Here is a 4,864-nt window from a genome sequence, read left to right as displayed (position 1 = left end):
CAGGGCACCCGAAAGTTGCGGGTGGGAGAGCGCCGCTCCGCTGCCGATCGCGATCATGCCCGCGAGCATGAGGCCGAGGGTCTCGGCCGTATCTGTACGCCAGAGCGATGCAAGTAAAAGGAGATTGCCGACGGCGAGCATCGCGAGAGAATACGCGAAGTGCCAACGCCAACCGATGCGCATGACGAGGTGGGCGCCAATTGGCGGCACGATCAGCATCGGCGCCGTTGCGGCGAGCAGCGCGAACCCAGCACGGCCGGCGTCCCACCCGAATGCGTTCTGCAGTGCAGGCGGCAGATAGACAAGGATAGCCCAGTAGCTGACGGAGACCGCAATCAGCAGCAGGCCGACACCGATCATCGCGGATGTCCCGAACACGGTCGGGTCGAGGAGCGGCACAGCGCGCCGACGCTGCTGAAGGGCGAAGCCTGCCAACAGCAGAAGTGCCGCGCCGCCGAGACTCGCAGCAACGATCATATCGGCGCGTAGACGCAACGTGGCCTCGATCATTAGCGCGAGTGCCATCGTCAACAGAGCAGCGCCGACAATATCGAGCGAGCGCTTCTCCGCGGCCTGGCTCTCCGCAACGAGCCGAGGCACCATGAGGGTCAGAGCCGCGCAGAACGGCACGTTGATGAAGAAGATCCAGCGCCACCCGGTCCAAGCCGTGATCACGCCACCGAGCGTCGGCCCCACGGCCATCCCGACACCGGAGACGACGCCCATCAAGGCGAACACACGCGCTCTGACGGCGGCATCCGGGAACGCGCTGGCAACGAGCGCCAAGGCGCCCGTGACGACGAAGGCTGCGCCAATCCCTTGCAAGCCTCGGGCGAGCCACAAGGACGGACCATTCCAGGCAAGGCCGCAAGCAAGGGAAGCGACAAGGAAGATCGCATTGCCGGTCAGCAACGCGCGGCGGCGGCCGAAGTGATCGGCGATGGCCCCAGCCGCCAGCAGCATGCCCGTGAAAGCGAGCGAATACGCATCGATCACCCACGCCGTCGCGGCCATGCCAAAGTTGAGGCTATGCTCCATCGCCGGCAGCGCGACGACGACGGCGGTGACGTCCAGATTCGTGAAGAACGCACCGAGGCCGAGTGTCAAGGCAACGGAAAGATCACGAGCGGATAGCGAGGGTGCCGTCTTCACAAATTCTCTGCCGAACGGGAAAGTACCGCGCAGGAGCCCTGCGACGTCCGCTGGTTACCATCGGGCTACGCTCTCGGCGTATGCCAAGTGTTCAATTCAGCATGAATCTGCTTCATAATGCCGACATGACCGCGCAACCTCCATTCGATGCCCTGATTGCCTTCGAAGCCGTGCACCGCCTCGGCAGCGTCACCGCCGCCGCGAGCGACCTCCGCGTGACGCAGAGCGCAGTGAGCCACCGGTTGCGGCGGCTGGAGGACTTCATGGGTTTGCCACTGCTGATGCGGACTTCGGGCGGTATGCGGCCGACGCCCGCCGGTGAGGCGCTTGCATCCGGCCTCGCGGAACTCCTTACCGGCCTGGGTGAGCTACGCGCGCGATGCCGCGCCGCGGCCAGCGATGGCCCATTGCGCGTCGGCGTTAGTGCGGCGCTTGCGGACTATTGGCTGGTCGCACGCCTGCCGATGTTCAAGGCCTCGTCGACGCCGGTCGAGCTAATCATCGTCGAGAGCGCGGCGCAAGCGATCCACCTCGATCTCGATATCACGATCCATTGGCTCCACGAGGGCGAGGCGCGCGAGACCTCGACGCAGCGCGTGTTGTTCCGCGAGCAGGTCTTCCCCGTTTGCCAGCCGCAACTGTTGCCGTCCGCGCCGCTCGACGATCCGATGCGCATTGCCGCGCTGCCGCTGATCCATAAGGGGGTTGGCGCAGACGCGAACGCGGGAACCGAATGGTCCTGGTCGACGTGGTTCGCGCGGCTTGGTCTCAATGCACCGCCGCCGGTTGGACTGCGTTACGCCAACATGGCGACAGCGATCGGCGCCGCGCTTCGAGGCAGCGGCGCCGTGCTGACGCGCTCACTCCTCGCGCGCGACGCGCTCATCGACGGCCGCCTCGTGCGCGTGCTGCCTGAGACCTGGGATATGCCGTCGACCAAGGTACACCTCGTGCGCTGGCCCGCGGTCCTGGCAAATGATGCTCGGGTGAAGGCATTTGTTGCATGGCTTTTGGACGAGGCCAACGAATGCGTCCAATAGGAGGCCCGGCGGCACCGCCGTACATTGATGCGCTGACCGCAGCGTCGGCTGCCCCTCGTCGCGCGCCAACCGATCCGCGCATCGCGCGGCCCAATGACGGGCTCCCCGGCGCAATCCAGAATCTGTCCGCGGGAGCAGCCTGGATTGCTTCGTCGCAAGGGCTCCTCGCAATGACGGCGGGGAGACCGACGCAGATCACTCAATGATCGGCACATGCCTCGCCGCATCGCGCGGCGCCGTGCCATCGAGCCTCGGATCATCTGCGATCTCGATCTGGCGGCGAAACGCGCGGAAGCCGGAGCGCTGGTAGAAGGCGACCGCGGCGGGATGATCGAAGGTGCAGGTGTGGACCCAGACGCGGCGGACGTCGCGCGACCAGGCACGCTCCAGCGCGCGGTTCATCAGGAAGCGGGCGGCGCCAGTGCCGATGAGATCAGCGGTGACGCCGAAATAGGTCAACTCGCACTGGCCGGGCTCGCGGAAGTCGAGCTCGAGCAGCCCTTCGTCGCGGCCGTCGAGGGCGAGCGCGTAGACCTCGATTCCGGCTGGGTGGATGATGGCGGCGAGCTCGGCGTCGGTCATGCGGGCGCGCGAGAACCACAGCCAGTTCTCACCGACGCGGCGGAAGATGTCGCGATACCAGGGAAGCGCGGGAGCGTCGACCTTGCGCAGAGACCAGTTTCCCGGCGGATCGTCACGGCGCGCGGGAGGCGCGGTCATCTCGAGATGGGTAACGACGGCGGCGATCTTGCCGTGGGGGACGTCGGAATAGCCGTCGGGGAGGATCATGGGTGGTTGTTTCTTGTCTTAAAGGTAGCGGGCGGAGTGTGCCGAAGAACAGCAGCTGTCCCGTCCTCCGTCATTGCGAGCGCAGCGAAGCAATCCAGAATCTTTCCACGGAGGTAGTCTGGATTGCTTCGTCGCAAGGGCTCCTCGCAATGACGGTGCCGAAACGGTGGAATGCGCCTCGCGCTGTTCGAGCTAGGAGTGCCCCTACCCCTCGCCCTCGTCGCTCGCAAGCACGCCCTTCACGGCCCTTGCCCATCCCGCGAGCTTCCGCTCGCGCGTGGCCTGGCTCATGTTCGGCTTGAAGCGGTGCTCCAGGCGCCAATTGTCGGCGAACTTGGTCGGCTCGGGATAGACGCCCGCCTGGAGGCCGGCGAGGTAGGCGGCGCCCAATGCCGTAGTCTCCTGGATCACGGGACGGTCGACCGGGGCATCGAGCAGATCGGCGAGGCGCTGCATGGTCCAGTCGGAGGCGGTCATGCCGCCGTCGACGCGGAGCACGACGCTGGCGGTTTCCGAGCTCGGCCAGTCCGCGCGCATCGCGGCCCAGAGATCGAAGGTCTGGTAGCAGACGCTCTCCAGCGCAGCATGGGCGAGCTCGGCGGGCCCGGTGTTGCGGGTGAGGCCGAACAGCGCGCCGCGCACGCGCGGATTCCAGTAGGGCGCGCCCATGCCGACGAAGGCGGGAACGAGATAGACGCTCTGCATGGAGTCGGATTGATCGGCGAGAGGTCCGGTCTCCGCGGCGTGCTTGATGATGCCGAGGCCGTCACGCAGCCATTGCACCGCCGAGCCCGCGACGAAGATCGAGCCTTCGAGCGCGTAGGTGCGCTTGCCGTCGAGCTGGTAGGCGACGGTGGTGAGAAGCTTGTTCTTGGAGACGACCGGCGTGGTGCCGGTGTTGAGCAGCGCGAAGCAGCCGGTGCCGTAGGTGGATTTCATCATGCCCGGGCGGAAGCAGGCCTGGCCGATGGTGGCAGCCTGCTGGTCGCCGGCGATGCCGGAAATCGCGATCGGGCCGCCGAACAGATCGGGCGTGCTCTCGCCGAAACGGGCGGAGGAATCCTTCACCTCGGGCAGCATCGAGCGCGGCACGCCGATGATCTCCAGGAGCTCGTCGTCCCATTGCCCGGTATGGATGTTGAACAGCAGCGTGCGCGAGGCGTTGGTGGCATCGGTGGCGTGCACCTTGCCGCCGGTGAGGCGCCACAGCAGGTAGCAATCGATGGTGCCGAACATCAATTCGCCGCGCGCGGCGCGGGCGCGGGCGCCGGGCACGTGGTCGAGGATCCAAGCGACTTTCGTTCCGGAGAAATAGGGATCGATGATCAGGCCGGTCTTCTGCGAGATCACGCCCTCGCGGCCGTCGGCTTTCAGCTTGGCGCAGATGTCGGCGGTGCGGCGATCCTGCCAGACGATGGCGCGGTGCACGGCCTGGCCGGTGGCGCGGTCCCACACCACCGTGGTCTCGCGCTGGTTGGTGATGCCGATCGCGGCGATGTCCTTTGCGCTGATGCCGGCGTGCGCGATCGCCTCGCGGCAGACCATCACGGTCGAGGTCCAGATGTCCTCGGGCTCGTGCTCGACCCAGCCCGAGGCCGGAAAATGCTGCGGAAACTCAGCCTGCGCCTTCGCCGCAATGGAAATGTCGCCACGAAACACGATCGCGCGCGAGGAAGTGGTGCCCTGGTCGATGGCGAGGACGAAAGACATGGGAGCTTACCTTGGCGTTGTTCCCCGGGGGGCGCGTTTGATTGAGGCAGAGAAAACGGGATTGCCGGCCAGAGGTCAAGGCGTGCGCGGCATACGCCTTCTTACCCTCCCCTGGAGGGCTACTATGTTCACACATCTCTGTCGGAGCCTTCTGCCCGCCAATCCGGAAATGC

The 4,864-nt window shown here is 66.2% G+C and carries 4 protein-coding genes; 1 reads left to right on the top strand and 3 read right to left on the bottom strand.

From position 1 onward, the window contains the following. A partial coding sequence (locus JHD07_RS32980) for an MFS transporter (RefSeq protein WP_366865622.1) occupies positions 1–1,152 on the bottom strand: 1,152 nt, incomplete at its 3' end. A 125-nt stretch (positions 1,153–1,277) separates the two neighbouring features. On the opposite strand from JHD07_RS32980, the gene JHD07_RS32975 reads away from it, so the two are divergent. Continuing rightward, positions 1,278–2,192 carry a LysR substrate-binding domain-containing protein gene (locus tag JHD07_RS32975; protein WP_291629735.1) on the top strand — a complete coding sequence of 305 codons (915 nt, stop codon included), beginning with the start codon at positions 1,278–1,280 and terminating at the stop codon, positions 2,190–2,192. 195 nt (positions 2,193–2,387) lie between these two features. On the opposite strand, the gene JHD07_RS32970 is transcribed toward JHD07_RS32975, so the two are convergent. Next, on the bottom strand, positions 2,388–2,981 hold the full coding sequence (locus tag JHD07_RS32970) for a GNAT family N-acetyltransferase (RefSeq protein ID WP_291629733.1): 594 nt from the start codon (positions 2,979–2,981) through the stop codon (positions 2,388–2,390). 204 nt (positions 2,982–3,185) lie between these two features. Beyond that, positions 3,186–4,691 carry a glycerol kinase GlpK gene (gene glpK / locus JHD07_RS32965; protein ID WP_291629731.1) on the bottom strand — a complete coding sequence of 502 codons (1,506 nt, stop codon included), beginning with the start codon at positions 4,689–4,691 and terminating at the stop codon, positions 3,186–3,188. Positions 4,692–4,864 lie beyond the last annotated feature (173 nt).

Source organism: Bradyrhizobium sp., from assembly GCF_016462955.1.
Taxonomy (GTDB): Bacteria; Pseudomonadota; Alphaproteobacteria; order Rhizobiales; family Xanthobacteraceae; genus Bradyrhizobium.
Note: the sequence above shows the minus strand (reverse complement) of the source record. Positions and strands in the feature narration are given on the sequence as shown.